At 57.0% G+C, this 22,881-nt stretch carries 24 protein-coding genes and 2 pseudogenes; 9 read left to right on the top strand and 17 right to left on the bottom strand.

The features are described 5' to 3' along the window. Positions 1-5: 5 nt before the first annotated feature. Positions 6-1,847: pseudogene (locus ACA071_RS19245) on the bottom strand (type VI secretion system Vgr family protein). 718 nt (positions 1,848-2,565) lie between these two features. Here ACA071_RS19245 and ACA071_RS19250 point away from each other — a divergent pair. The 5 genes from ACA071_RS19250 (at position 2,566) to ACA071_RS19270 (ending at position 5,536) form a co-directional block, all read left to right on the top strand. Continuing rightward, the gene (locus ACA071_RS19250; RefSeq protein WP_497640625.1) at positions 2,566-2,841 is read left to right on the top strand and encodes a hypothetical protein; all 276 of its coding nucleotides are present in this window, start codon (positions 2,566-2,568) and stop codon (positions 2,839-2,841) included. Between the two features lie 18 nt (positions 2,842-2,859). Continuing rightward, positions 2,860-3,999 carry a polymorphic toxin type 46 domain-containing protein gene (locus ACA071_RS19255; protein ID WP_497640626.1) on the top strand — a complete coding sequence of 380 codons (1,140 nt, stop codon included), beginning with the start codon at positions 2,860-2,862 and terminating at the stop codon, positions 3,997-3,999. Continuing rightward, a complete protein-coding gene (locus ACA071_RS19260) occupies positions 3,999-4,301 on the top strand; it encodes an immunity protein Tsi6 family protein (RefSeq protein WP_497640627.1) in 303 nt (100 codons plus the stop codon). The genes ACA071_RS19255 and ACA071_RS19260 overlap by 1 nt, the downstream gene beginning before the upstream one ends. Positions 4,302-4,796: 495 nt before the next feature. Then, positions 4,797-5,177, top strand: a complete 381-nt coding sequence (locus ACA071_RS19265) for a hypothetical protein (protein ID WP_497640628.1) — start codon at positions 4,797-4,799, stop codon at positions 5,175-5,177. Next, positions 5,174-5,536, top strand: coding sequence for a DUF7957 family protein (locus ACA071_RS19270; RefSeq protein ID WP_497645347.1), 363 nt, complete (start codon positions 5,174-5,176; stop codon positions 5,534-5,536). Before ACA071_RS19265 ends, ACA071_RS19270 begins: the two co-directional genes overlap by 4 nt. Here ACA071_RS19270 and ACA071_RS19275 read toward each other — a convergent pair. From ACA071_RS19275 to ACA071_RS19315, 9 genes and pseudogenes are all read right to left on the bottom strand, one after another. Then, positions 5,498-5,875 (bottom strand): annotated as a pseudogene (locus tag ACA071_RS19275) (IS21 family transposase); the annotation flags it as partial. The gene ACA071_RS19270 and the pseudogene ACA071_RS19275 overlap by 39 nt on opposite strands. 1,073 nt (positions 5,876-6,948) lie before the next feature. Continuing rightward, on the bottom strand, positions 6,949-7,284 hold the full coding sequence (locus ACA071_RS19280) for a hypothetical protein (RefSeq protein WP_497640629.1): 336 nt from the start codon (positions 7,282-7,284) through the stop codon (positions 6,949-6,951). Further along, complete coding sequence (locus ACA071_RS19285; protein WP_497640630.1) at positions 7,285-8,685, bottom strand: XAC2610-related protein; 1,401 nt, start codon at positions 8,683-8,685, stop codon at positions 7,285-7,287. Between the two features lie 88 nt (positions 8,686-8,773). Beyond that, positions 8,774-9,373, bottom strand: coding sequence for a hypothetical protein (locus tag ACA071_RS19290; RefSeq protein ID WP_497640631.1), 600 nt, complete (start codon positions 9,371-9,373; stop codon positions 8,774-8,776). A 134-nt stretch (positions 9,374-9,507) separates the two neighbouring features. Beyond that, the gene (locus tag ACA071_RS19295; protein WP_497640632.1) at positions 9,508-9,807 is read right to left on the bottom strand and encodes a hypothetical protein; all 300 of its coding nucleotides are present in this window, start codon (positions 9,805-9,807) and stop codon (positions 9,508-9,510) included. A gap of 122 nt (positions 9,808-9,929) precedes the next feature. Then, a complete protein-coding gene (locus ACA071_RS19300; RefSeq protein ID WP_497640633.1) occupies positions 9,930-10,928 on the bottom strand; it encodes a bile acid:sodium symporter family protein in 999 nt (332 codons plus the stop codon). A gap of 105 nt (positions 10,929-11,033) precedes the next feature. After that, positions 11,034-11,309 (bottom strand): hypothetical protein, encoded by a 276-nt coding sequence (locus ACA071_RS19305; protein WP_497640634.1) that lies wholly within the window; start codon positions 11,307-11,309, stop codon positions 11,034-11,036. A gap of 21 nt (positions 11,310-11,330) precedes the next feature. Then, complete coding sequence (locus ACA071_RS19310; RefSeq protein ID WP_497640635.1) at positions 11,331-12,269, bottom strand: methyltransferase; 939 nt, start codon at positions 12,267-12,269, stop codon at positions 11,331-11,333. Then, positions 12,266-13,684: an iron-containing redox enzyme family protein gene (locus ACA071_RS19315; protein WP_497640636.1), complete on the bottom strand. Its 1,419-nt coding sequence runs from the start codon at positions 13,682-13,684 to the stop codon at positions 12,266-12,268. Before ACA071_RS19315 ends, ACA071_RS19310 begins: the two co-directional genes overlap by 4 nt. Before the next feature lie 174 nt (positions 13,685-13,858). On the opposite strand from ACA071_RS19315, the gene ACA071_RS19320 reads away from it, so the two are divergent. Further along, positions 13,859-14,767 (top strand): alpha/beta fold hydrolase, encoded by a 909-nt coding sequence (locus ACA071_RS19320; RefSeq protein WP_497640637.1) that lies wholly within the window; start codon positions 13,859-13,861, stop codon positions 14,765-14,767. A gap of 3 nt (positions 14,768-14,770) precedes the next feature. Here ACA071_RS19320 and ACA071_RS19325 read toward each other — a convergent pair whose 3' ends face one another. Beyond that, complete coding sequence (locus tag ACA071_RS19325; RefSeq protein WP_497640638.1) at positions 14,771-15,172, bottom strand: DUF1801 domain-containing protein; 402 nt, start codon at positions 15,170-15,172, stop codon at positions 14,771-14,773. A 159-nt stretch (positions 15,173-15,331) separates the two neighbouring features. Here ACA071_RS19325 and ACA071_RS19330 point away from each other — a divergent pair, with 159 nt between their 5' ends. Then, complete coding sequence (locus ACA071_RS19330; protein ID WP_497640639.1) at positions 15,332-15,994, top strand: glutathione S-transferase family protein; 663 nt, start codon at positions 15,332-15,334, stop codon at positions 15,992-15,994. A 201-nt stretch (positions 15,995-16,195) separates the two neighbouring features. On the opposite strand, the gene ACA071_RS19335 is transcribed toward ACA071_RS19330, so the two are convergent. The 3 genes from ACA071_RS19335 to ACA071_RS19345 all read right to left on the bottom strand — a co-directional run bounded on the left by ACA071_RS19335 (position 16,196) and on the right by ACA071_RS19345 (position 18,018). Beyond that, entirely contained in the window at positions 16,196-16,585 is a 390-nt protein-coding gene (locus ACA071_RS19335; protein WP_497640640.1) for a c-type cytochrome, read from the bottom strand. A gap of 79 nt (positions 16,586-16,664) precedes the next feature. Further along, positions 16,665-16,991, bottom strand: coding sequence for a hypothetical protein (locus tag ACA071_RS19340; protein WP_497645348.1), 327 nt, complete (start codon positions 16,989-16,991; stop codon positions 16,665-16,667). Positions 16,992-17,121: 130 nt separating this feature from the next. Next, complete coding sequence (locus tag ACA071_RS19345; RefSeq protein WP_497640641.1) at positions 17,122-18,018, bottom strand: LysR family transcriptional regulator; 897 nt, start codon at positions 18,016-18,018, stop codon at positions 17,122-17,124. Between the two features lie 100 nt (positions 18,019-18,118). Here ACA071_RS19345 and ACA071_RS19350 point away from each other — a divergent pair, with 100 nt between their 5' ends. Further along, positions 18,119-18,781 (top strand): NADPH-dependent F420 reductase, encoded by a 663-nt coding sequence (locus ACA071_RS19350; protein WP_497640642.1) that lies wholly within the window; start codon positions 18,119-18,121, stop codon positions 18,779-18,781. A 24-nt stretch (positions 18,782-18,805) separates the two neighbouring features. Here the strand turns inward: ACA071_RS19350 and ACA071_RS19355 are convergent, their stop codons facing one another. Together ACA071_RS19355 and ACA071_RS19360 are read right to left on the bottom strand one after the other, a co-directional pair. Then, on the bottom strand, positions 18,806-19,894 hold the full coding sequence (locus ACA071_RS19355) for a polyamine ABC transporter substrate-binding protein (protein WP_497640643.1): 1,089 nt from the start codon (positions 19,892-19,894) through the stop codon (positions 18,806-18,808). A gap of 53 nt (positions 19,895-19,947) precedes the next feature. Continuing rightward, positions 19,948-21,249, bottom strand: coding sequence for an NAD(P)/FAD-dependent oxidoreductase (locus ACA071_RS19360; protein WP_497640644.1), 1,302 nt, complete (start codon positions 21,247-21,249; stop codon positions 19,948-19,950). Between the two features lie 156 nt (positions 21,250-21,405). On the opposite strand from ACA071_RS19360, the gene ACA071_RS19365 reads away from it, so the two are divergent. Then, positions 21,406-22,305, top strand: a complete 900-nt coding sequence (locus ACA071_RS19365; RefSeq protein ID WP_497640645.1) for a LysR family transcriptional regulator — start codon at positions 21,406-21,408, stop codon at positions 22,303-22,305. On the opposite strand, the gene ACA071_RS19370 is transcribed toward ACA071_RS19365, so the two are convergent. Continuing rightward, positions 22,247-22,750 (bottom strand): GNAT family N-acetyltransferase, encoded by a 504-nt coding sequence (locus ACA071_RS19370; protein WP_497640646.1) that lies wholly within the window; start codon positions 22,748-22,750, stop codon positions 22,247-22,249. The genes ACA071_RS19365 and ACA071_RS19370 overlap by 59 nt on opposite strands. Positions 22,751-22,881: the final 131 nt, after the last annotated feature.

Below are 22,881 nucleotides of genomic sequence, written 5' to 3' on the forward strand. Positions count from 1 at the left end.
ATCCGTCAGCTTGATTTATTAAGATTGATGATGGTTTTACCTTCCACATCAACCACGAGACCGGACAAGGTAATGGTCCCGTCCTGATTCATGACCAGCTTGCTAGCGCCAACTTCCAGAGTGATTGAAGTCGCGGCTTTGATCTTTACTTCGCCCTTATCGACAGTGACGTAATACGACCCGTCCTCAACAGCAATACTGGTCTCTAGCTTGATTGTTTCCGAATGCTTGCCTTCCACTTTGATCTCACGATCCCCTCCGACTTTGTGGGTCTCATTCGCCTCGATCTCGGTGTCCATATTGCGTTCGGCGTGGATGACTACCTGTTCGGCACCCGCCTTGTCTTCAAAGCGGAAGAAGTTGGCGTTGCCACCTTTGCCCTTCATCGACCGCGTCAAAAATCCGCTCTGCGTCTTGTTCGCCGGCAGCGATCACGGCGGCGTGTTCTGGCTGTTGTAGAGGCTGCCCATGATCAGCGGTCGGTCGGGGTTGCCGTCCAGAAAGACCACGACAACTTCATCGCCGACCCGGGGAATGAGAATGCTGCCGAAGCCGCCGCTGGCTCCGGATTGGGCCACGCGGACCCAGCACGAACTCTTGTCGTTGTGCTCGCCTTTGCGGTCCCAGTGGAACTGTACTTTCACGCGGCCTAGTTCGTCGGTGAAGATTTCCTCGCCCGGCGGGCCGACAACGATGGCGGTTTGCGGGCCGGAAATGGTCGGGCGCGGTGTGGTCAGTTGGGGGCGAAATACGATCTTTTTGCGCACGCAGGAGAAGGTGTTGTAGTAACTCGCCTGGTACCCGTTGAGGTAGTTGTTGTGGCCTTCGCTTTCGACGCTCATCAACAGGAACTGGCGATCGTCGGGCGAGCCTTGATCGTGGTCGTAATGCTGCAGCAGTTCGAAGGTGTAGCCGGGTTTCATCGCGCGGCAGTTACTCGCGCCCTGAAAGCTTTTGCCTTTCAGCTCCAGCGCTTCAACGCGCAACCGGACCAGCGCCTCCCCTTCGTCGTAGGTGCCGTGGGTGTACTGGCCGGGGAAGTCGTAGATCTCGAAATCTTCGACATCACCCTGCTTGTTCAGGCTCTTCATGGTGACCGGCAAGCGATTGGTCGGCTGACGGTAATCGAAGGTCTGGACAGCGATCTTGCCGGACTGCAATTGGCGGTTGCCGCTCCATTGGGTAATGGAGTCCGCGGTCTCGGTGACCGAAGCAGTGTGATAGCGAATCTGTGGCTGCTCAGGCAACGGCACCAGCGTGGTGGAGTCGTCGCAGATGATCATGGTGTGGCCTTCGGCAGTGTGCTCGAAGTAGTAGAACATCCCCTCTTCTTCCAGCAGGCGCTGGACGAAGTTGAAGTCGGTTTCGCGGTATTGGGTGATGTACGTGTAGCGTTTGAGCGGCTTGCTCAGGCGGAATTCATGTCGGGAAAACGAGGAGCATAAGGCGAACACCTGAGTCACAACGTCTTCGACGGTGCAGCTCTGGAAGATGCGGGTGTCGAAACGGTTTTTCAGCATCGAGAACCAGGGGTTCAGCGTCGCGGTGTAACGGGCCATGCCGCCGTCGCTGCCGATACTGGCGAAGCGTGTCAGGTAACCCGCCAGATACCGTGGGCCCGCCTCGGCCAGCTCGATCTCCAGCACCACGTGCTGGCCCATCATCGACTTCAGCTCAACCTCCGAATCCTGGCACACCAGCAGCAATTCGAAGTTGTAGGCACGTGACAGACCTTCAGTTCCCTTGAAGGACTCAAGCAATAATTGCTGGTCGGGATTGGCAAGGTTCGTGAACTTGAACAGGCGCCGATTCTGCGGCGAAAGCATTGCGGCAAGGTCCATCAACATGTGTATCTCCTTGAAAGCAGTGGAAACGCTACCGTCCTCGCCAGCCACTGCGCATAACGAATCTGACAAGAGGATCGAAACCCGATTGCAACATCATGGATCAGGGAAACAACCCGCCGCCTTGTGAGATTGCGGACCTAAATACCTGAAACTTTGTATGAAACTGCCTACAAACTTTTACCCGTCATACTTTTGAGACCGTAGAAGATTTCTGAAAACGGGATTCAAAGTCTGGTACTGCGACCGCGGAGCAGTGCGAAAGTGCCACTAACCACGCAAAATTGAGAGAACGGTCACAGTCTCAGCGGCATAACGGCGCTTCGAAAGCGGCAAAGGAAACACCTTCGCCCTGCACCGTGTCAACCCGGAACCGGCCTTGCACAGCGATCTCCAGACGCGAACTCGTCCATCAGGAAAGTTTGAAAAATATTTATGAGCCCATTCAGCACGGCAGAAACGCCTGTATATCAACGAGGAACGGGAATTAGGTTCTATTAAAAAGCGACTAGTGCCTCATTGACATCATTGCCGAGTGTAACGTGAATAATAAAAATGGGATCCACATTGAATTTTATTACCCGTAGTGAGGTATAGACTGCGGCTAATGGCCAGTACTTCGGCTCACGCATAGAGTCGAATATCCGACACTTCAAACGTAGCGACAGGGAAGCTTCTTCCACCCAAGGACAGTGATGTGTAAATGGATCTTTTAGCGAATATGCCCAGCTGGGCCGACGTCGAACGAAATCTCGATCAGAAATTCAGCGAGCTGAACCAGGGCGTCAATGAGGGCTTGCAAAGCGCTCACGACAACTGGAACGGCTTTACCCGCCGCGTCAGTAACGGTCCGAGTCAAGTCTATGGCTACATGGGCGGGCACCGGATCGATGCGGTGGGTCGTGCCATGACGCTCTCCTACCCGATCATCCAGATGGACCTCAAGCGCAAGTGGGCCTCGATCGAAATCGAGCAGATCCTCCCTGTGCTGCTGTAGCTGGTCAAAGAAGTCTCGATGATTCTGGGCGGTAGCGTCGCAGTTGGCACAATCGCCGGGGGCGCAGCGGGTGCCTTCGCATTCGGTATCGGCGCCGCACCCGGAGCTGCCGCCGGGGCCGGTATCGGTTTGCAAGTGGGCAACCTGATTCTCATGGGCCTGGGCTTGTCCGCCATTGCCGAATATTTTTACCAGGGTCTACCCGCCTGCCTGTCTACATTGCAGGAAGGCATCGCCACAGCCTGGCACTCGGAAGAAGGTGTCAAACCTGCTGGCCTGGACCCTACTGGTGGTTCTGCCGCATTGGTACAGGAACGTATCGAACGAGCAGCGCGACAACTGGCGCGCGGGCAAGAGCAACTGGTGCTGTTGCTGCTCACTGCCATCGTGACCTACCTGACCCGTGGCCAGATAAAAGCGGGCGTCGTGGGCAGCATGGAAAGCATTGCGACACGCAGCGCGAAGCTACAGGCGGAGATATCGAACAAGCAGTTGGCGAGCTGGTTGGCACGCAATGAGCAGAAGTTGTTGGCTCAAGCCGAGTTGCAGGTGAAGGAACCGACGCCTTTGGTGAAGGCTGAGCCGGAACCGCAGATACTTCGCGAAAGCCCTGCAAAGCAAGCGACAAGCAAGCCAACCAACGATGCGGCACCAGACTCAACCCGCCGCGATTATTTGAACAAAAAATTTGGCCGAACTGGAGACGTTGGCAAAGACATTTTCATAAGAGGGAACAAGGAAACAGCGACGAACTTCTTCAAAATAATGGGTTACGAGCCCGAGAATTATCGTTCATACATGAACGGCCTTAATTTTGCAGAACCAGTCAGAGTCGAGACAATCAACGCCGGCAAACAGCTTTGGCAGTATCAGGTACCTGGAGGGAGACAGGGTTTATGGTACTCTCTGACTCCGAAAGTGGTGCCGTCTCAACTCGGAATCAACCCCTTGGGGACGATTTATAACACCGAAACTGTCGTACCTAAAATTGTGAACGTTTACCAAACCACTGAAAAAATCACCTTACTACGAAGCACCTCAGCGCCCGCTTTGGACAACTGGTCCGTTCCCTCTAAGCCATTTCAAACATTAGGAGGAGCAAGACAAATTACCTCCGATCAGATGAACCTCTTTAAACTCATTAGCCCAGGTGAATAATGAAGCCAACTACACCACTTGAATACATCAATAAAGCTCTTATGCTGGCTATTGACAGACGTAGCAGCTGCCCTCAATTCCCCGTTTACACCTTGGTAATAGACCAACTCAACTATGTAAAGTCAGTATTCGAAGGTTCTGAGCCGGACCAATCCAGACTCCACGACCTTACGATTGGCGCAATAGGATCCAAGGAGTTTGAAGATACCGACTACGAACTTGCTCGGGCGTTAATGGATGTCTATTACATAGCCGAGCAGAAAGCAAACGGATTGAAAATCAGATTACCCGGTGAGCGTTAAAAAATATACCGCTCCGCGTGGACGCGAAGCATTCATACACCAAATATTTGACGCTACAGTGACGAACTCTCAAATTAGTGCTCATGACGTCTGTGTCCGGGAACATAGCAAAACTCTCATTATCCAGAACTGGACAGATAGCTGGGGGCTTGCCTGAAGAATTGGTCTATCTGATCGCAGGTTCGGAGCATATCCGAGACTTGACGAAAAAGTTGTTCGAGCATGCCCTCTTAACGATGACGTGGACGTGGGGATTGCAAGGGCCCAGAAGACCGCCCACCCATGGAAAGATCGAAAACTTCATCGAGTTTATTCTATGGTCAAATTACTACGCCGTCTGAAAAAAATCTTCGCGCAAAGTGCTGCTCCTAGAAGTGTAGCCATTGGACCACCGGAAGAATCTGAAACTCTTTCAATTGAGACTGGTAGGCCACTTTCCAAGTAGAAAAAAACCTGTCCTGGATTCCAATCAATAGAGAGCCCAACGTTCTTATATTGCTAGAACCGCCAGCCTGCCCGAACCTGATACTTATTGATGCGTTATTGCTACAACGCTATCGCGCCTTCGTCGCCGAAGCAGAGCAACCCGGCTTACGACCAGACTCAAAAACATTCGCGGGTGAGGGAAGCCAATTAGCTCGCGCGCTACATGATCGAGCAGTAGATCTCGCTTATTCGCGAGGAACAGACTCCTCATGGGAAATCTATTGGCTCATGCAATGCGCAGCCATCATCTCGCTATTTGCATTTGGGCGGGAGTCGGCACAATTTCTCGAATATAGAAAAGAGGTTCATTCTCATAACAACTCCGCCATCGCCAGGGAGCAGGTTCAACTGTTCGATGATTATGTGACTTCGCGCAGCGATGCCAAGTGACGACGAAAACGATACACCGCATCGACAACGGAACTTTATGGATAGCAGGTCAACCCATTTACCTGCCTCACCCCGTCAAAGAGGCCATCCAACACAACGACAGTCTCTTGATTCTGGTTGAGCCCGCGCCGGATGTGATTTTCAATAGAAACGTCTTCGCACTGTCGATGCACGGTGAATTGCTCTGGCAAATCGAAGAAAGCCCCCATGGCACGGAAGTCGACAAGCCCTACATGAATCTCTACTGCGGCAAAAATGGGGCGTTGATGGCTGGTAACTGGAATGGCCTCAGCTACTCGGTCGATTTGCACAATGGCACCGTCACCGAGTGCAAACGTCAGCGGCACAAAGGCACGTAACGATTTGCCTTGCTCACCGCGCCACGAGCGGATGAAGGCTGTGAGCTGGCTGTAGCCGCCGTCATAACCCTGGGCTTTGATCTGCTCAAAGAGTGCTTTGGCGCTCCTGCGGTTGTGCTTTTCCTGAAACGAATCAGCCTTCAGCGCCTGCTCCAGCGTCTCGTGGAATGGGCTGAGTTTGTTGAAGGTTACGCACCGCTGGTACGCCGGCTGAGTGGCTTCGGGTGCTCTGACCCATTTTCGGATGGTGTTTCTCGACAGCCCGGTACGCTTGGCGATCTGGTGCAGCGACAGCTTGTCGCGAAAGTACATCCTCCGAATTTTCCCCAACATTTCCATGCTGATCACCCTGTGTTCTCCTGCTCGGAAAGTGAGCAGAAGTAGTTGAACACCTGGGTCAGTTTTCAGTCGGCAGAACAGCCTTTACTGGGTCAGTTTTCGGTCAGCGGCAACAGATTGACGGATCTCGTTTAGGTGCATGCATACTTTTTTGTGCCAATTTGCATTTAATTCCAGCCACCCCCCCCCCCTGAGTCCATATGCCCGTCTGCAAATGCAACGTCAGCTTCGGTCAAAATCGACCCTTCACGACAGGCGTCAATCGGCCAGTTGCAGCCCTTTGCGACAGGCAACAATCGGCCAGAAGCAGCCACTCGGCTGGATCCTTTCGTTTGATTAACGGATGGGGTTTATCCCGTCCCCGACGAGTGAAGCGAACGCTTGAACCGTAGGCTCGGCTCTAGGAGTACACGGTACCGGGCGGCATCTTTGTGCCGCACAGTGTTCGGTAGCAAACACCATTTCCATATACTAAGCATTTATCGTGGGCTTGGGCTTTAAGCATTAACGCTCGCAATCTTTGGACAATCCGAACGGCTCGACGTCTGAATAACAGCGGTTTGATTGGCCGCTTATCTTGCCTTGGATGTTGGATTTCACCGAGATACTCCTGCCAACTTTTTGGTTGCTGACAGAGCTGTGTTTCGAGATCGTTCAAAATTGCCAATACGTCAGCTAGATCGTCATTTCTCAAGCGGAACATTACATTCATTGATTCAATGCCTATCCCTGCATCTCTTTGTGCATATCGTTCAAAAGCAGGTGCTATAAGGGAAAAATACCCAAACGTATGAAAGCAGTCAGATCTGAAAACAATTCGGTCTTCTGGGTCTAGCGACCACAAATGCTCTGTTTTTTTCGAGGTATATAAGCCGATTATATGATGCATGGTACCTGTACCAGACTACTGACGTACTTATGGATGAAGGCAAGCTCTCACTCCTGAGAGGACTCAGCGTAGCAGGTTCGTGCCATCCATTGGCCACTTCTTCTGGCCGTTTTCTGACGGCTTTCACCGGCAGCTATGGGTCGATTGCAACCCCTCACGAAAGAACGCAATCGCCCCGAAGCGCTCATTCAGGTTGATCACTCTCCAGAACGCCTCCGACCTCGGCGCTAAACCTGCGCACCAGCGTAGCCCCATCCGTCACACCGAGAATTTGATCTATCGCAGCGATTTTGCAGGTTGCATCGCCAAGCTCAAAGTCAGCGTTGTTGTAGGCAGCCTCCGCCTCGTTGTGGAGTGCATAAGCTATATGAGCGGCGATACGAATGTTCATTGGCGCCTCTACATCACTGCCCAAATGATCGGCAAGCAATGTCCTGATCTCAAGCAGTGCAAGCGCGAGTAGCCGAGTCTGGTCAGACGGCATGAAGTGATCCTTGTATTGATCTGCCAGAGGTTTCACTCAAGGCTGCTTGCGGTACATCCCCGTCAACATGTCCTGGGAATCCGGCGCTGCGTTGTAGTTGATGACCGCGAAGTTTTTCACCAGTTGTATGTGGTACGGGCCATTTAGTTTGGACGCTTGCGGCTCACGGACAATGATCAGGTTTTCGGCTTCCATCGGTACGGTGTGATGCTCGGTCGCGATGTCTTTCAATGTCGCGGCGTCTTTCAGTGTCACGGTGAATTCCGCCACTTCCCTGCCCTGGGCATCGCGGTCGGGCAGGATTTTCAAGTCCAGGTCGCCATCGCGCCCGAGAAAGTCCCGGCGCATCTGGTAGTGGCCGTTGCGCTGGTTACGCTCGACTTCGCTGAGTTTGGCGTATTCCGGTTCACGCTGTTCATAGTGCAGTTGGATCGCCAGTTCGCGGTCGTCACCCTTGGCGCCGCTGACCCAGGTGCCGGTGTAGTTGAAGGGTTTGACCCTTTCCTGGGTGAGGCGCCAGATGCCTGTCTGACGACCATCGTCGGCATATTCGTGAAGGCCGAAGTTGTCGTCGCTGATGTCTTCCCGAGCACCCACCAGTTTGATCGGCGCACCATTGCCGCCCTTGGTGTAGCGCACTTCACCAATGATCACCGCGCCCTGCTCCTGGTACCAGAGTTCTACCGGGATCTTGCCGTTGAGGGTACCGGCGAGCATCTGTGGATCGTCGTTGATCGGGCCTTCCAGGCTGGGTTGTTCGTGCCACTGGCCGTCCTGCCAGTCGCCGGTGGTGCGCAGCATGTAGCCGCGAGGCATGCTGGAGTTTTCGCCAAACTCGGTCGCCGGCACGTCTTCCTGGGTGTACGTAGAAAGCTGCGCCAGCTCACCGTCGCGCATTTTCCATTTAGTAAAGCGCATCCAGCAGCAGCCGCGGTCGGTTTGCGTATGCAGAATGCCGTCCTGCGGAGTGAGCGAGAACATCCCGCCGCTGACGCCCTTCGCCATGTCGGTCAACGCACGGTTGAGGACCCACTGGTTTTGCTGCGGGTCTTGCAGATAGATGTCGAACTGCGCCTGGTAGTCCATTTCGGGATGGGTGCCGTTGCGAATCGCCAGATCCTGATGTCCATCGGAGTCGAAGTCGGCGAAGTACAACAAGCCCCCATTGCCGAGCAGCTCGGGATCGGCTTTGCCGTCACGCTCCCTGGGCACATTGCCGGCCTGGGTCTGCAATTGCTGCAGGGTTTGGAGGGTGTTTTTGTCGCGCACCGTGATGAGCGCTGGCATCAGTTGACGCGGTTCCGCCGGCGGCTCGGGGAACAGCACGTCGACCAGGTATTTCCCAGTCGGATCGTTTACCGCAAATGACAGCGGTTCGGCCACGGCCGGAGCCGCCAGGGCCATCGAGAAAAGCACACCACTGACGAGTGAACGCATACAACGCTTCCTTGCGGTAAATTCGGGACCGCTATGTAGCGGCAAACGTGGGGGTTATCGCGAGAGTGGCCAGCCTTTAAGCGGCCGTTCACTCATCAGCATTGCAGTCGACATCGCCTGCACCCATATGATCGAAGCCAGTCAACATCACCGAAGTCAGCCCGTTGGCCGGGTCACCCTGAACACTGGTGTCCATGATGTTTTCGGGCAAGGCACCCTGCTCCGCTTCGGATAACGTGAAGGCTTCGGCACGCGGCAACTTGAATGCGTTGCGCACCGCGGCCTCGTCGAGTGTGCCCTTGAGCACGATCGTGACCTGTTGCAACTCCCCATGCTCCCAGCTCAGTTGCACTTGCGTCGCGAGCGGGTGAACCCTGGCAGCCAGGCGGGCGGGAAAGTCGGGGCCTTCTTCGTAGGCAGCGGTGTTGGTACACGGATCGCCTTGATTTTCGTAGCCCTTCAAGGCGCAGTTGAAGCGCGGGTCCCGATGGCCTAGCGTCTTCTCCATGTAGCAACCAAACTCGCTGGAAGACATGCGCGGCCATGCCAATACGTCGACGCTGGTTGGCGGCAGGTCCGCAGCCAAGGCGTGATGTGTACTGGCAAACAATACGATGAACGCGCACAACGGACGTAAAAGCCGCGTTGGCCACTGGAATACGAAGGTATTGAACGAAGGGATAACCACGTTATTGCACCCTGCCTTTTTGAAGTAAGGGCCGTGATCAGAGAAGTAAACGCGGCTACTTCAGACTTTCCTTAAGTAACTGGGCGGCGCCTACTGGGGACGTAGATGCCGCGCATCAGGTCTACGCAGTGAACTTAGTGCGCATTCAGCAATGCGATGACCGCAATCACTGCCCACAACACCGACACATATTGCATAGGCACAAAAAACAAAGTGTTTTTCTTGCGAAAGACGACTTCGCCACCGGTGGCTGGATCAATGTAGATTTTGCCCGGCTGGTTATTCAGTTTGTGGCCAACAAAGGCGTTGACGGCCGCGCCCACCAACAGACCAAATCCCAGACCGAACCCGCCGAAGAGCCCTACAAAAGGAACCATGCAGATCAACGGGATAATGATCGAAAGAACGCCCCATCCTTGCCAAATAATAAACATCACTCGTCCCTGATTAATTTTTGAGGCGCGCAATCTAACAACAAACAGGGGGCGCAGCAACAAATTGAAACAGGTTGTCGGCATCTTGATGAATCATCTTTGAGCAATAACAGGCCGAGCCCTCAAGGGTCCACCTGCCCCATCATTTCAGCGACCGTTTCCTGGCGATTGGCATAGCGCTGCGCCAACACTGCACACACCATCAATTGAATCTGGTGAAACAGCATCAGCGGCAAAATCAACACACCCAAAGTGCTACCCGCGAACAACACCTGGGCCATCGGTACGCCGGTCGCCAGGCTTTTCTTCGAACCGCAGAAGAGGATGGTGATGCGATCTTCCTGATTGAAGCCGAAGACTTTGCCGAGCACGGTGGCCGCGACTAACACCAGCGCCAGGACGACGCAGCAAGCGACCACCAGCCCGGCCAGTTCCCACAGCGGAATCTGGTGCCAGATGCCTTCATTCACGGCCTCGCTGAACGCGCCGTAGACCACCAACAGGATCGAGCCCTGATCGACGAACTTCAGCCAACTCTTGTTGCGCGCCACCCAGTTGCCGACCCAGCGCCGAGCGATCTGCCCAGCCACGAACGGCAGCAACAGTTGCACGCTGATTTTCAGGATCGCATCGATGGTCGAGCCGGCGTCGCCGTGCACATTGAGCAGCAACGTCACCAGCAACGGCGTGAGGAAGATCCCGAACAGGCTGGACGCCGCCGCACTGCAAATCGCCGCCGGCACGTTGCCCCGCGCCAGCGAGGTGAAGGCAATCGCCGACTGCACGGTGGCGGGCAGCGCGCAGAGGTAGAGCATGCCCATGTACAGGTCTTTGCCGATCAGCGGCGACAGCACCGGTTTGAGCGCCAGACCAATCAACGGGAACAGGACAAAGGTCAGGCTGAAGATCAGCAAATGCAGGCGCCAGTGGCCGGCGCCGGCGATGATCGATTCACGGGAGAGTTTGGCGCCATGCAGGAAAAACAGCAGGGCAATGGCGAAGTTAGTCAGCCAGCCGAAGCCGACCGCGACCTGACCGCTGGCGGGCAGGAAACTGGCGAGAATCACCACGCTGATCAGGGTCAGGGTGAAGTTGTCGGGCAAGAAACGGGGACGGGTCATCTTCAGGTATCCGGGCGCCAGGAACAGTGTTGCCACTCTAACGCGCAGGCCAATGACCGACTAACGCCAACAAGCCAGTAGATGTCGGCTAACGGACACAAAGGCTTACATTAATCGCACGGGACTCAACCGAGGGTGGTAATCCCCTCCCGCCACTGCCCGCAAATAAGCCTCATCCGCTTCGACCCGCAAGTCTCGCCACTCTTGCCAATTCACAATGCCTTGACGATCCATCTCGTCTGCCTGACGTAGTAACTCTTCATGATAGGCATCGGGACATTCCATGCGCAGCGAGCAGTCGTCGAGCGCACGGTACCAAGCATCCAGCGCGCAGAGCCGCTGTTCCTGAGCCGGGGTCAGCAGGTTTTTGAATGAGTTCATAACGGTATCCCCAAAAAGGAACTACACCGATAGGCGTCGCGTGACGATCAGTTCAACGGCCGCGATTCGTTCAACATGCTCGTAACCCGCTTCCAGCAACTCTTCGCCGAAGACGTCCGGGTCGAGTTCCCGGTAATGCCAATCCAGCGCTGCGCTCTCCAGCGTCTCTTTCACGGCGGCGAGGAACGGATCCTGGCCATCCACGATGGCGACGCCGGTATACAGCACCAGCGACCCGCCGATGGACAAACGCTCAATCGATTCACGGACGATTCTGACGGACAGGTCAGCGCCCAACGCATCACCGCCATGTCGATAGGCGCGTTGCCGGGAATCCTTCATGTACGGCGGGTTGGCGACGATCAGGTCGAAGCGCCCTTCTACATCATTGAGCACATTGCTGGCGTGGCAGGCCACGTTATTCAAGCCTGCCAACTCGGCGTTGATCCTGGTCAATTCCAGCGCTTTGGGGTTGATATCAACCGCCAAAACGTCAGCCTGGGGATGCGCCCGGGCGATGAGCATCGCGCCAGCGCCGGTACCACAGCCGATGTCGACAGCGCGCTTGATGTCGCAATGGGTCGAACGCAAATGCCGTTCTATCGTTTGCGCAAAACGATAGGTATCCGGGCCGAAGAACACCGAATCTTCCTGGGTGGTCGGAAAGGCAGAATGCACCAGCAGCAGGTTATCCAGCGTCGACCATCTGACCGTACTTTTGAGCCGCTCACCGTCACGTTCCAACAGGCCACACGCAATCAATTGCTGCTCATCCGTCGGTGGCAGCAGGCCACGCTCGAATAACCTGTTCCAGCCAAACGCATCACGCAGCGTTTTGCCGATGCGGTTGCCCACCCTCTCGTTAACCCGTTGATGAGTGACGGGCGTCGGCGTCACGAACGTGTAGTCGCTTTCGCGCAGCCGATGGCCCAGTTGCAACAGTGCGTGCTGTTCACTCATGCCGGTAGCCCCTTGGTGTTTTCACTCATTGTCTTGACGAACTCCCGTGTGGCGAAGAGTCCGGCAGGCGTCGCATGCATGGCTGGACACATGAAATCCTTCAGCAACGACATCTTTTCAGCGGGCGCACAATGCTTGAGATCGCGGGTCAACCCTTGCAGGTCCGGGTCGGTTTGCACGACCGGAGACGGTACATCCAGTGTTCCGGGGGCCTTGCTCCTGAACTGGAATCGAAAGGCATTGGCGGCGCTTTCTTGCACCACCCGTTCGCCGGCAATCCAGTCCCAGAGCAACTGTTTTTCGTAGCCCGAAAACACCCCGAACATCGGCGCGCCAGCGCCCTCGATCAACGTCCAGAAACGACTGTTGGCCGGGTCTTCATCGCGCTTGATCCAGCCCTTTTTCAGCAAGGCATCGAGAAACGCCGGGATCTGATCCGGCGTGGCCAACCACTCATTGATGGTCCGGCCTTCCAGGCGGCAATAGTCGGAATGCATGTGCTGCCCGAAAGCCCTCTTACGCTCGAGCATGGCGATGACTTCCTGCTCCAGGTCGAAAGACTTGATGACCGTCGTCGAGCCAATCCCCAGTTCATTGAGCTTGTAGCCTTGCACGACACGCCGATAAAACTCATCACGCTCAGCGCCCATCGGCATCAGCGAAAGCACGCTTTGCGCCGCCTTGCGCGCATGCCCGGTGCTGGCGTTATCGATGGTCACGTGCAACGTGAAATAGTGCGGATCAATGCCCAGCTCATTCAACTCGAACGAGGTGATCAGCAAGTGCAACGGCAGCTGTTCATAGCCCAGGTTGTAGCCGATCACTTCAGGCAAAAACGCCGAGCCATGGTGACCCAACGCCAGCTGGATAGCGCCTTGGACATAATAATCATCGGCCAGCGAATAGCCGGGGGCGCAGTCCATATCGGCAATCAGTTTTTTATACAACGCCACATGATTGAGCGCGGGTTCGCCGTCGCCCAACTCTTCCAGGTACGTGCGAATCAACCCATGAAACCGATAATCCGCCCACTGCGGCAACAGGCCGTAAAGCCAGGCGCCGTCTACCAGTTTGGTCGGAGCGACATGCTGCAGGAAATACATCGCATGGCTGCGACTGCTGAAAAATCGTCGCGGGCCACCCGCATGCCGCTCTTGCAGGTACGTCGAATACTGCTCGGCAACCTTCGCCACGCCCTGCTCGATCCAGCCTTCAAGCTGCTCCGGCGCGGTCGGCACCTCACAGTGTGCGTGGTCGGCGCGGGCCAGTTCTCGCTGCAGAAAATCGACAACGTCGACCTGGCGTAATTTTTCGCTCGGTTGCATCAAGGTGTCATAGACGGTTTTTGCCTGATCGCCGTCGGCTACCGCAGGATGACCTATTGGCGTTCCTGTAAGGGTCTGAAGGGATGTCATAGGTCCACCTGGCCGTTTCAAAACTCAAGGAATCCCGGCATTTCGCCGCTCTAATTCTTACGATTCATCCCACTTCGGAACATTCATTTAATTTCACGGCTGTCCGGTGGACGGCAATTTCCCCAGCCTCCAGCTACCCTCCATTGGCTCGCCAGTCCCTTTGGAGAAACCTTCATGATCCGCGCCTTGTTGACTGCTTTTGCGCTGCTTGCTCTAAGCCTTCCAGTACGGGCCGAGGTGATGCCGTTCCCCGGCTCCTTCCGCACTCAGGACATACCCGTAGAAGGCGCCACTATTCATGTGCGCGTCGGCGGCAAAGGGCCCGCCGTGGTGCTGTTGCATGGTTTTGGTGACACCGGCGATATGTGGGCGCCACTGGCCGCCGACCTGGCCAAGGATCACACCGTGGTGGTGCCGGACCTGCGCGGCATGGGCTTGTCGTCGATCCCGGACAGCGGCTATGACAAGAAGACCCAGGCTGGCGACATTCGTAGGGTATTGGCTGCTTTGGGCATCGAACACTCGGTAGTGGTCGGCCATGACATCGGTACCATGGTCGCCTTCGCCTACGCAACACGTTACCCGCAACGCACCGATCGGCTGGTGGTGATGGATGCGCCGGTACCGGGCATTCCACCGTGGAACGAGATTGTCCGCTCACCGATGCTCTGGCATTTCGACTTTGGCGGGCCGGATGCAGAACGGCTGGTCGCCGGGCGCGAGCGTATTTACCTGGACCGGTTCTGGAACGAGTTCGCCGGCGATCCAAGTAAAGTGGATGAAGCCACCCGCCAGCATTACGCCAAGCTCTACGCCCGCCCCGGCGCCATGCGCGCCGCTTTCGCCCAGTTCCGTAGCATTCGCCAGGACGCCGTTGACAACGAGGCGTCGATGAAGACGCGCCTGACGATGCCGGTGCTGGCTATCGGCGGTGAAAAATCCTTCGGCAACAATGAAGCGATCGTCATGCGCAACGCTGCGGACAAGGTGACAGAAGTGGTCATTCCCGGAGCGGGTCACTGGTTGATGGAAGAAGCGCCCGCCCAGACTATCCGGGCGGTGCGCGACTTTATTGCGCAATGACGTTCATTTAGCCGGTTTCGACGTATTGAGCGTCACGGCCGCGCGAATCAGCGTTTTCAGCGCGGATTCATTAATCTTTTCGCCCTCGTGAATATCGATGGCCCGCCGGGTGTTGCCTTCGAGACTGGAATTGAACAGGCCCGAAGGGTCTTCCAGCGACGCCCCCTTCGCGAAAGTCATTTTCACCACCGACTTGTACGTCTCGCCGGTGCAGATGATGCCGGCGTGGGACCACACCGGAACGCCCCGCCACTTCACTTCCTCGACCACATCGGGGTCGGCCTTGTGGATGAGCGCGCGGACCTGCGCCAGGGTCTTGCCCCGCCAATCGCTCAGTTCCTGGATTTTTGCGTCGATCTGCGAAGAGGCCGCACCGCCTTCCTCTGCGTCCGTTTCCTTATTCATGGTTGGCTTCTCTCGTGTCAGTTGCCGACTGTTGAGTATTGCTGACGAACGATTTTTTTCCAGGCACCACGACCGCTGGGCCTGTCGCCTCGTGCATCCCTGAACCTCGACCGATAATTGCAACGTCGTGCGCTGCACACGTTCATCGAGGACTGAAAGATGCCGCTGACTCTTTATTACCATCCGCTCTCGTCGTACTGCCACAAAGTGCTGACGGCGCTGTACGAAAATGGAATCGAGTTCGAGAAGAGGATCGTCGACCTGGCAAACGAGGCCGACCGGGCGGAGCTTCAGGCTCGGTGGCCAATCGGCAAGTTTCCGGTCGTCCACGATCACACTCGCCACCGCGACGTGCCGGAATCCACGGTCATCATCGAATACCTGGACCGGTTTTATTCTGGCCCGCAGCCCTTGGTGCCCGAGGATTGGGAGACCGCGCTGGAAGTGCGTTTGTGGGATCGGTTTTTCGATAACTATGTGCAGGGGCCAATGCAACGGATCGTGGCTGATCGCCTGTTCGCCGCGCACGGAGATTTGACCAAGGAGCGCGCCCTGCTGACGACGGCGTATCAGATGCTGGAGCGGCGGATGGCTTCAAGAATCTGGGTCGCCAGCGAGGCCTTCAGCATGGCCGACTGCGCGGCGGTCCCGGCATTGTTCTATGCCAGTACGTTGGTGCCATTCCCCAATGACTGCGGGCACTTGAGCGCTTATTTTGAACGGTTGATGCAAAGGCCATCGGTGCAACGGGTTATCGATGAGGCCAAGCCCTATTTTCAGTTTTATCCGTTTGCGGAGGCGATACCTATGCGGTTTCGTTGATGCCGTACGCGATCTGTGGCCTGCGCCGGGCTCCTGTAGCAGCTGGCGAAGCCTGCGTTCGGCGGCGAAGCCGTCGTAAAACCTGAGCACGCGGTCCTTCTGATGTACCGCATCGTCTGGGTTTGCGACGGCTTCGCCGCCGAACGCTGCCTCGCGTTGCTCGGCAGCTGCTACACGGAGCATGTTTTGCCGCAGTCCGGATCACTGCGACTGAAAGGTCTCGAGGTAAGCCAGCAGGTTTTCAATCTTCTCCGGATCGCTGATGCCCCAGAAGATCATGCGAGTGCCGGCCACCACGCCTTTGGGGTTTTCGATGTACTTGGCCAGTGTTTCGCGGGTCCAGACCACACCGGATGACTTCATCGCCTCGGAGTACTGGTAGCCCGCCGTGCTGCCGGCCGTGCGCCCAATCACGCCATTGAGCTGCGGGCCAAAGCCCGGTCGCGCCGATTCGCCGACTTGATGGCAGCCGCCACAGGTGCGGCCGAACAGTTTCCCGCCCGCCTCGGCATCGCCGGCCGCGTGAGCCCCGGTGCCGAACAATCCTGTGGTGAGCAATAAAGCGATAGTCAGTACGCCAGCGTGGTTCATGGAGCGGCTCTCTATCCGAGGGTGCTTACTGAAAAATACGAGGCGCTATTTCATCACGACCGGCGTCTGGACCGAAGCCTCATTTACGCGCCAATTTGTACCGCACGCAGTCCTCATAAAAGCTCTTGCGGATTGCTTCCGGCTTGAACCGCGACTGGCTGTCATAGGTTTGCTCGGTAATGCCCATGGCCATCATGTGCATCCACGGTTTGTTGAACTTGTAAACGTGGATCTTCTGCCGCGCGGCATACAGCGAAACGCCCTGCAACTTGAGTTCCTGAGCCCTCGCCGCCGTCCCCGCGCCCCAGCTGCACATGTACCGATCATTGGGCTTCAGCTCTTTGGCCTCGACCGAGACGGCAACGCTCGCCAGGGCCAGCGAGATCACTAGATTGCGCAATTGAATGTCACCTAACCATCTGAAAGTGCGGCGATTCTGGCGATTAGTCGAGGGTTTGGGGGCCAGCAAAATGCCTTATCTGCAAAAGAGAGCTGGAACACCTGACTGACGTTGGTTGTGCCGCTTTAAGACCTGTTCACGACGCAGCAAATCGGGCAATCGCCGCCTCGATAAATCGCCGCAGTTTGGCGGTTCTCTGGCGGTTGGCCGTGTAGAGCAAATGCATCTGTCGGCTCGGGGCTTCGAAATCGGCCAATACGCGCACCAACTCGCCACTGCGCAACGCGGGCTCAAGAAAGTCTTCGGGGCCCAGGACAATCCCGAACCCGTCCAGCGCTGCCGACAGCAGTGCTTTGCTCTCGTTGACCTGTAATCGACTGGTGACGGGCACCCGCTGAATAACGGTGCCCTGGCAAAACACCCATTCGCGGTCAGCCGGGCGGGACCAATAGGCATAGCCCAGACATTCATGCTGCTGGAGATCATCCGGCGTTTGCGGCGTTCCGCGTTCGGCCAGATAGCTCGGTGCCGCACAGGTAACCAACCGGTAAGGCGCCAACGGCCTGGCGGTCAAACTGGATGAAACCAAAGGGCCGATCCTGAACGCCACTTCAAACCCCTCCTCCACCAGATCAACGAAGCGGTCGGTCAGGTGCAGATCGATTTCGACCTCCGGGTGCTCGCGCAAAAACGCCGTGACAAAGGGCATCAGGCTGTAGGAACCGAAGGTCACGGGCGCGCTGACTTTCAGTTTGCCGCGCGGGGTGTCGTTCATGATCTGCGCGAGCGAATCAGCCGCCTGGGCCTCGCTCAAGATGTGCTTGCAGCGTTCGTAGTACGCGCTGCCCAGCTCCGTCAGGCTCTGACGCCGAGTCGTACGGTTCAGCAGCCGTGCGCCCAGGCGTTGCTCGAGTGCGGCGACATGCTTGGCCACCATTTGTGGCGACATACCGAGTCGCTCGGCGGCGCTGGCATAGGAGCCCGACTCCGCCGCCATCACAAACGCGCTCATGCTGGTCAGGCGATCCATCATTCGACACTCCTGGTAACGAGTCTAAGTAGCCGATGATTATTTATCTGCCACTGGTTGGCAATCATCATGGACCCTTACTTTCCATGAGCGGAGCAATGACATGAATATCGGGATCATTGGAGCAGGCTTTATCGGACGCGCCGTGGCGCAATTGGTCATCGCTGCCGGCCACGAAGCGATGCTCAGCAATTCACGCGGGCCACAGACCCTGAGCAGCGTGCTCGCCGGCATTCGCGGCAGTCAGGTCGGCACTATTGAAGAGGCGGCACAGTTTGGCGACGTGGTGCTGGTGGCGATTCCGCTGGAGCACTACCGCAGCGTGCCAGCCCAGTGGCTGGAGGGCAAAACCGTGCTGGATGCCAACAACTATTACCCGCAACGCGACGGCCACATCGACGCCCTGGACCGCTTCGAAACCACCACCAGCCGCCTGCTCGCCGAGCACTTGCCCAATGCCCATGTGGTCAAGGTGTTCAATGCGATCCTCGCCCAAGACTTGTTGCAGGACGCGCGCCCGACAGCGGCACCCGACCGTCGCGCACTGCCGATTGCGGCGGATGATCCGGCGGCGAAAGCGTTGGTGATCCAGTTGCTGGATGAGATTGGATTCGACGCGGTGGATGCTGGTGGTCTGGATGAGAGCTGGCGTTTTGAACGGGCGAAACCCGCCTACTGCATTCCGCTTGATAAGGCCGGGTTGAAAGCCGCCCTGGCGGCGGCCGAGCGGCAGGTCGAGGTGCCCGAAGGGTCGTGGCGCCACTAAGTGGCGCACACGCCATAGGCCATTTTAGGTATTGGTCTTCAGCTTGTTCCAAAGACGCGTGGTCAATCGCGCAATGGCCGGCGGCAGGTCCTCAACGGTGAACAGTTTTTCCAACACCGTTTTCGGCGGGTAGATCGCCGGATCCTGCTTCACGTCCGGACTGACAAACTCGTCCGCCGCCAGGTTGGCGTTGGCGTAATGCACGCTGCTGCTGATGTTGGCAATCACCTTGGGCTCAAGCAGGTAGTTCATGTAGGTGTAGCCATTCTTCTCGTGGGGCGCGCTCTTGGGCATGACCACCATGTCCATCCACAGGGTCGAGCCTTCGTCCGGGATCGAATAGGCGATGTCGATGCCGTTCTTGGCCTCTTTGGCACTGGCGGCGGCTTGCACGATGTCGCCGTTGAAACCGATCACCGCGCAGATGTTGCCGTTGGACAGGTCACTGACGTACTTGGAGGTGTGGAAGTACTGGATGTAAGGCCGGATTTTCAGCAGCGCCTGCTCGGCCTTGGCGTAATCCGCCGGTTCGTGGCTGTGGTGCGGCAGCCCCAGGTAGTTGAGGGTGATCGGCAGGATCTGCGTCGGGTTATCGATAATCGCCACGCCACACTGGCTCAATTTCTTGATGTTGTTCTCATCAAAAAACAGGCTCCAGGAATGGGTAACGTCGGTGTTGCCGAAGATCGCCTTGATCTTCTCGACGTTGTAACCAATACCCGCCGTGCCCCACATGTAGGGATAGCCATACTGGTTGCCCGGGTCGTTGACCTCGAGTTTTTTCATCAGCGCCGGGTCGAGGTTTTTCCAATTCGGCAGTTGGCTTTTATCCAGTTTCTGGATCGCCCCGGCCTTGATCAGCCGCGACATGAAGTGGTTCGACGGACTGACCACGTCATAACCGGTGTTGCCGGTCATTAACTTCGATTCCAGCACTTCGTTGCTGTCGTGGATGTCGTAGGTCGCCTTGATCCCCGTGGCCTTGGTGAAACTGGGTAAGGTGTCCTCGGCAATGTAGCCGCTCCAGTTGGAGATATTGACCTGTTCATCGGCGTGCGTGACGGCCGAAAACGTTGTGAGCAAGACCGCCAGGGAAACAGGATTAAAGCGCATGTTCGATCACCTGATTTTTTGAAGAATTTTTGTTGTTTGTGATGTCCGGTTTTCTAGATTTCTGTTCTGGCCCTGACCGCCTCCACACGCATGCGAAGCATGGCACCGATATCGAGAAAGGGTTTGGGCGGCAGCCAGCCGGGCTGGGCCCGTTGCATCACCGAGGCCAACATCGGCGAGTCGGTGCCCGAGGCCAGTTCGGCCAGCAACCGGCCCCAAAGGGTGCCGCGCGCCACGCCCGAACCGTTGCAACCGGCCACGGCAAACACGCCCTCTTCGACCTTGGCGAAAAACGGCTGTCCGGAGCGCGAGGCGCTCAAATGACCGGTCCAGGTGTAGCGAATGTCCTGTTCGGTCAGCCACGGAAAGCGCCGTTGCAAACCCAGCACATGGCGTTTTCTGCGCAACAGCAGATCGCTGTTGGATAAATCCTTGGAGCGGTATTCGGCGGTGTTGCGGATCATCACGCGACGGTCTGGGGTCAGCCGCACCGTGGCGCCGAGCGGCCGGGTGGACAGCACGCCCCAGGGCTCGACGCTGCCCATCGCTTGAAATTCTTGCTCGGTCAACGGCCGTGTGAGGCTGGCGCTGAGTTCCATCGCAAATGTGCCGCTGTCGGCGATTCCCGAGCGTGGGATGAAGGCGTTCAGGCACACCAGTGCTTGCTGGGCCTCGATGCAGCCTTCGGTTCCCTGGGCGCGAATCCGTCCTTTGGCCACACGTTCGAGGCCAGTGATGTCGGTGTTTTCGTACAGGGTGACATTCGGCGGCAGCGCTTCCAGCAAGCCCTTCACGTATTTGGCCGGTTGCAGCAAAGCATTGCCGTTGCCGCACCAGATCGCCGCCTGGTAATGATCGATTCCGAGTTTTTGCTTCAGCTGTTCGCCTTCCAGAAACTGCGCGGAGGCACCCACCGCGTGCAGCGTTTGCAGTTTGGCCTCGACGCGGGTCAGCTTGGCGGGATCGCTGACGGCGAAGAAATAGCCGGCATCGCGAAAATCGCACTCAATGCCGTGACGGGCAATCCGCTGGCGGACTTCCGCACTGGCGGCGCGGGAAATCGCGGTATCCACTTCATAACCGGCGAATCCAGGATGGCCCGCCAGCTCATCGGTGCTCGGATGTTCATGGGCCACGACGAACCCGGAATTGCGCGCCGACGCGCCTTGCGCCGCCCGCTGCCGGTCGACAATCACGATGCGCGCCTGAGGGTGCATTTCGGCGAGTGAATGAGCGGCGCACAGCCCGGTGATACCGGCACCGATGATCAGCCAATCGGCTTTTTGCGTACCGCTCAGGCGATCACGAACCGGGGCGTTGCCCGCTTGCGCAATCCAGCCACAACTATTTTCCATGCCTCACCTCATTGACGGTCGTTCGGCGCGCCGCATCTAACGCTACATGCAGCCAGCGCATGAGGTGTTTGAGATAACGGTAGCCAGAGCTAGAATCTATAAGGTCTGTAGCGTTACAACCAACGTTATAAAATCATCGGGGCATTCTGAAAACGCATGGATAAAATCAGGCACGTCCCTTCCCTCCAGGGCCTGCAAGCACTGGTCGAGGTCGCCGATTCGGGCAGCTTCACGCAAGCGGCGCACAAGCTCTGCCTGACCCAAAGTGCGGTGAGCCGAAAAATCCAGCAGTTGGAAACTCACTTCGGTGTGCCACTGTTTGTCAGGAGCAGCCGCAGCCTGCAACTGACCGTCGAGGGCGAACAGGTGCTGGCCAGTGCGCGCAACATCCTTGAGCAACTGAAAACCCTCGAGGATCGGCTTTCGCCACAAAAGCGCCCCTTCCGCATCCGCATGCATGTGTCGCTGGCGGTGCGCTGGTTGCTGCCGAAACTGAGCGACTTCTACCTGCGTCACCCGGACGTTTCCCTGTCGATCGAAACCGTGGCCACGGAAATCGTCGAACCGGCCGCCGACAGCGACGCCTACATCCTCTATCTGCCCGAGCCGTCGAACGACCCGGCCAGCCTGACCCTGTTCGAGGAAGCGCTGGTTCCCGTGTGTGCGCCGGGGTTCGGCCCACTGGATTCGATGGATGATCTCGTACGCTTTGCGCTGCTGCATCGCTCGGCGGACAAGCAAGCGTGGATTGATTGGCTGGCGGCCAATGGTGGGAAGTCGCTGGAGGACTACCGGCACATCCCCTTCAACCTTGATGAGTTGGCGCTCGATGCGGCGGCGCGGGGTTTGGGCGTGGCGATGACGGATCTGACCCTGGCCCAGGAGTCGCTAGATCGCGGGGTGCTGGTGGTTCCGTTTGGTCAGCCGTTGAAGACCCGGGGGATTTACTCGCTGTGCCCGCAGCCGTCGGCGGCGACCCATCCGGCGTGCGGTGTGATCATGCAGTGGTTTGCGGAGCAGGCAGAACGTGAGTCCAGCACATGGTCTGCACCCTGATGTGCGGGTGACTTTCCAAAGGCTCCCATTCATCCATGAACGAGAACCCTTGCTTCAGATAGAAATTTGCGGCTCTGGCATTGTCCGGCGAGACATCGAGAAAAACGCGTTCATGACCATTTTCCATCGCCTGGGTTTTCACCGCCTCGACCAACCGAGCAGCGACCCCCGAGCCTCGTGCAGAGGGCTCAACCCACATGCCGATCAGGTTGAAGCGATTTGCTTGACTGAGGCCGGCACCGATCATGCCCATCGGTTGATCGTCCTCGATGGCCAACCAGAATTGCGTGCCGGCAGACGAGGCGCGTTCTTTCCATTGCTCGTCGGTGTAATTGGCTGCCGTTTGGTAACTCACGCCGAACGCCGTCGGTGCGTCCAACAGCGCGGCAAGACGGATGTGCTTCAACAACAGCCAGTCCTTTGTTCCCGTCAGTCGAATATCCATGACCTTCCCTGATAAATAGCGAAACCTCATCGTCCCATAAGAATGATGAAGGGGAAAATAACGGGTTGGTGGGCAATGGGCGACCAGCCCGCGCTGCATCTCGAACGTCTGGGTCAGTTGCAGGCTGGCCA

Source organism: Pseudomonas sp. LBUM1646 (assembly GCF_059716165.1).

What these genes read in the sequence shown, in the direction of transcription:
- ACA071_RS19250 (WP_497640625.1), top strand. Translation starts at nt 2,566, where the DNA reads ATGCCCAGCTGGGCCGACGTCGAACGAAATCTCGATCAGAAATTCAGC.
- ACA071_RS19255 (WP_497640626.1), top strand. Translation starts at nt 2,860, where the DNA reads ATGATTCTGGGCGGTAGCGTCGCAGTTGGCACAATCGCCGGGGGCGCA.
- ACA071_RS19260 (WP_497640627.1), top strand. Translation starts at nt 3,999, where the DNA reads ATGAAGCCAACTACACCACTTGAATACATCAATAAAGCTCTTATGCTG.
- ACA071_RS19285 (WP_497640630.1), bottom strand. Translation starts at nt 8,685, where the DNA reads ATGCGTTCACTCGTCAGTGGTGTGCTTTTCTCGATGGCCCTGGCGGCT.
- ACA071_RS19295 (WP_497640632.1), bottom strand. Translation starts at nt 9,807, where the DNA reads ATGTTTATTATTTGGCAAGGATGGGGCGTTCTTTCGATCATTATCCCG.
- ACA071_RS19300 (WP_497640633.1), bottom strand. Translation starts at nt 10,928, where the DNA reads ATGACCCGTCCCCGTTTCTTGCCCGACAACTTCACCCTGACCCTGATC.
- ACA071_RS19305 (WP_497640634.1), bottom strand. Translation starts at nt 11,309, where the DNA reads ATGAACTCATTCAAAAACCTGCTGACCCCGGCTCAGGAACAGCGGCTC.
- ACA071_RS19310 (WP_497640635.1), bottom strand. Translation starts at nt 12,269, where the DNA reads ATGAGTGAACAGCACGCACTGTTGCAACTGGGCCATCGGCTGCGCGAA.
- ACA071_RS19315 (WP_497640636.1), bottom strand. Translation starts at nt 13,684, where the DNA reads ATGACATCCCTTCAGACCCTTACAGGAACGCCAATAGGTCATCCTGCG.
- ACA071_RS19320 (WP_497640637.1), top strand. Translation starts at nt 13,859, where the DNA reads ATGATCCGCGCCTTGTTGACTGCTTTTGCGCTGCTTGCTCTAAGCCTT.
- ACA071_RS19325 (WP_497640638.1), bottom strand. Translation starts at nt 15,172, where the DNA reads ATGAATAAGGAAACGGACGCAGAGGAAGGCGGTGCGGCCTCTTCGCAG.
- ACA071_RS19330 (WP_497640639.1), top strand. Translation starts at nt 15,332, where the DNA reads ATGCCGCTGACTCTTTATTACCATCCGCTCTCGTCGTACTGCCACAAA.
- ACA071_RS19335 (WP_497640640.1), bottom strand. Translation starts at nt 16,585, where the DNA reads ATGAACCACGCTGGCGTACTGACTATCGCTTTATTGCTCACCACAGGA.
- ACA071_RS19345 (WP_497640641.1), bottom strand. Translation starts at nt 18,018, where the DNA reads ATGATGGATCGCCTGACCAGCATGAGCGCGTTTGTGATGGCGGCGGAG.
- ACA071_RS19350 (WP_497640642.1), top strand. Translation starts at nt 18,119, where the DNA reads ATGAATATCGGGATCATTGGAGCAGGCTTTATCGGACGCGCCGTGGCG.
- ACA071_RS19355 (WP_497640643.1), bottom strand. Translation starts at nt 19,894, where the DNA reads ATGCGCTTTAATCCTGTTTCCCTGGCGGTCTTGCTCACAACGTTTTCG.
- ACA071_RS19360 (WP_497640644.1), bottom strand. Translation starts at nt 21,249, where the DNA reads ATGGAAAATAGTTGTGGCTGGATTGCGCAAGCGGGCAACGCCCCGGTT.
- ACA071_RS19365 (WP_497640645.1), top strand. Translation starts at nt 21,406, where the DNA reads ATGGATAAAATCAGGCACGTCCCTTCCCTCCAGGGCCTGCAAGCACTG.
- ACA071_RS19370 (WP_497640646.1), bottom strand. Translation starts at nt 22,750, where the DNA reads ATGGATATTCGACTGACGGGAACAAAGGACTGGCTGTTGTTGAAGCAC.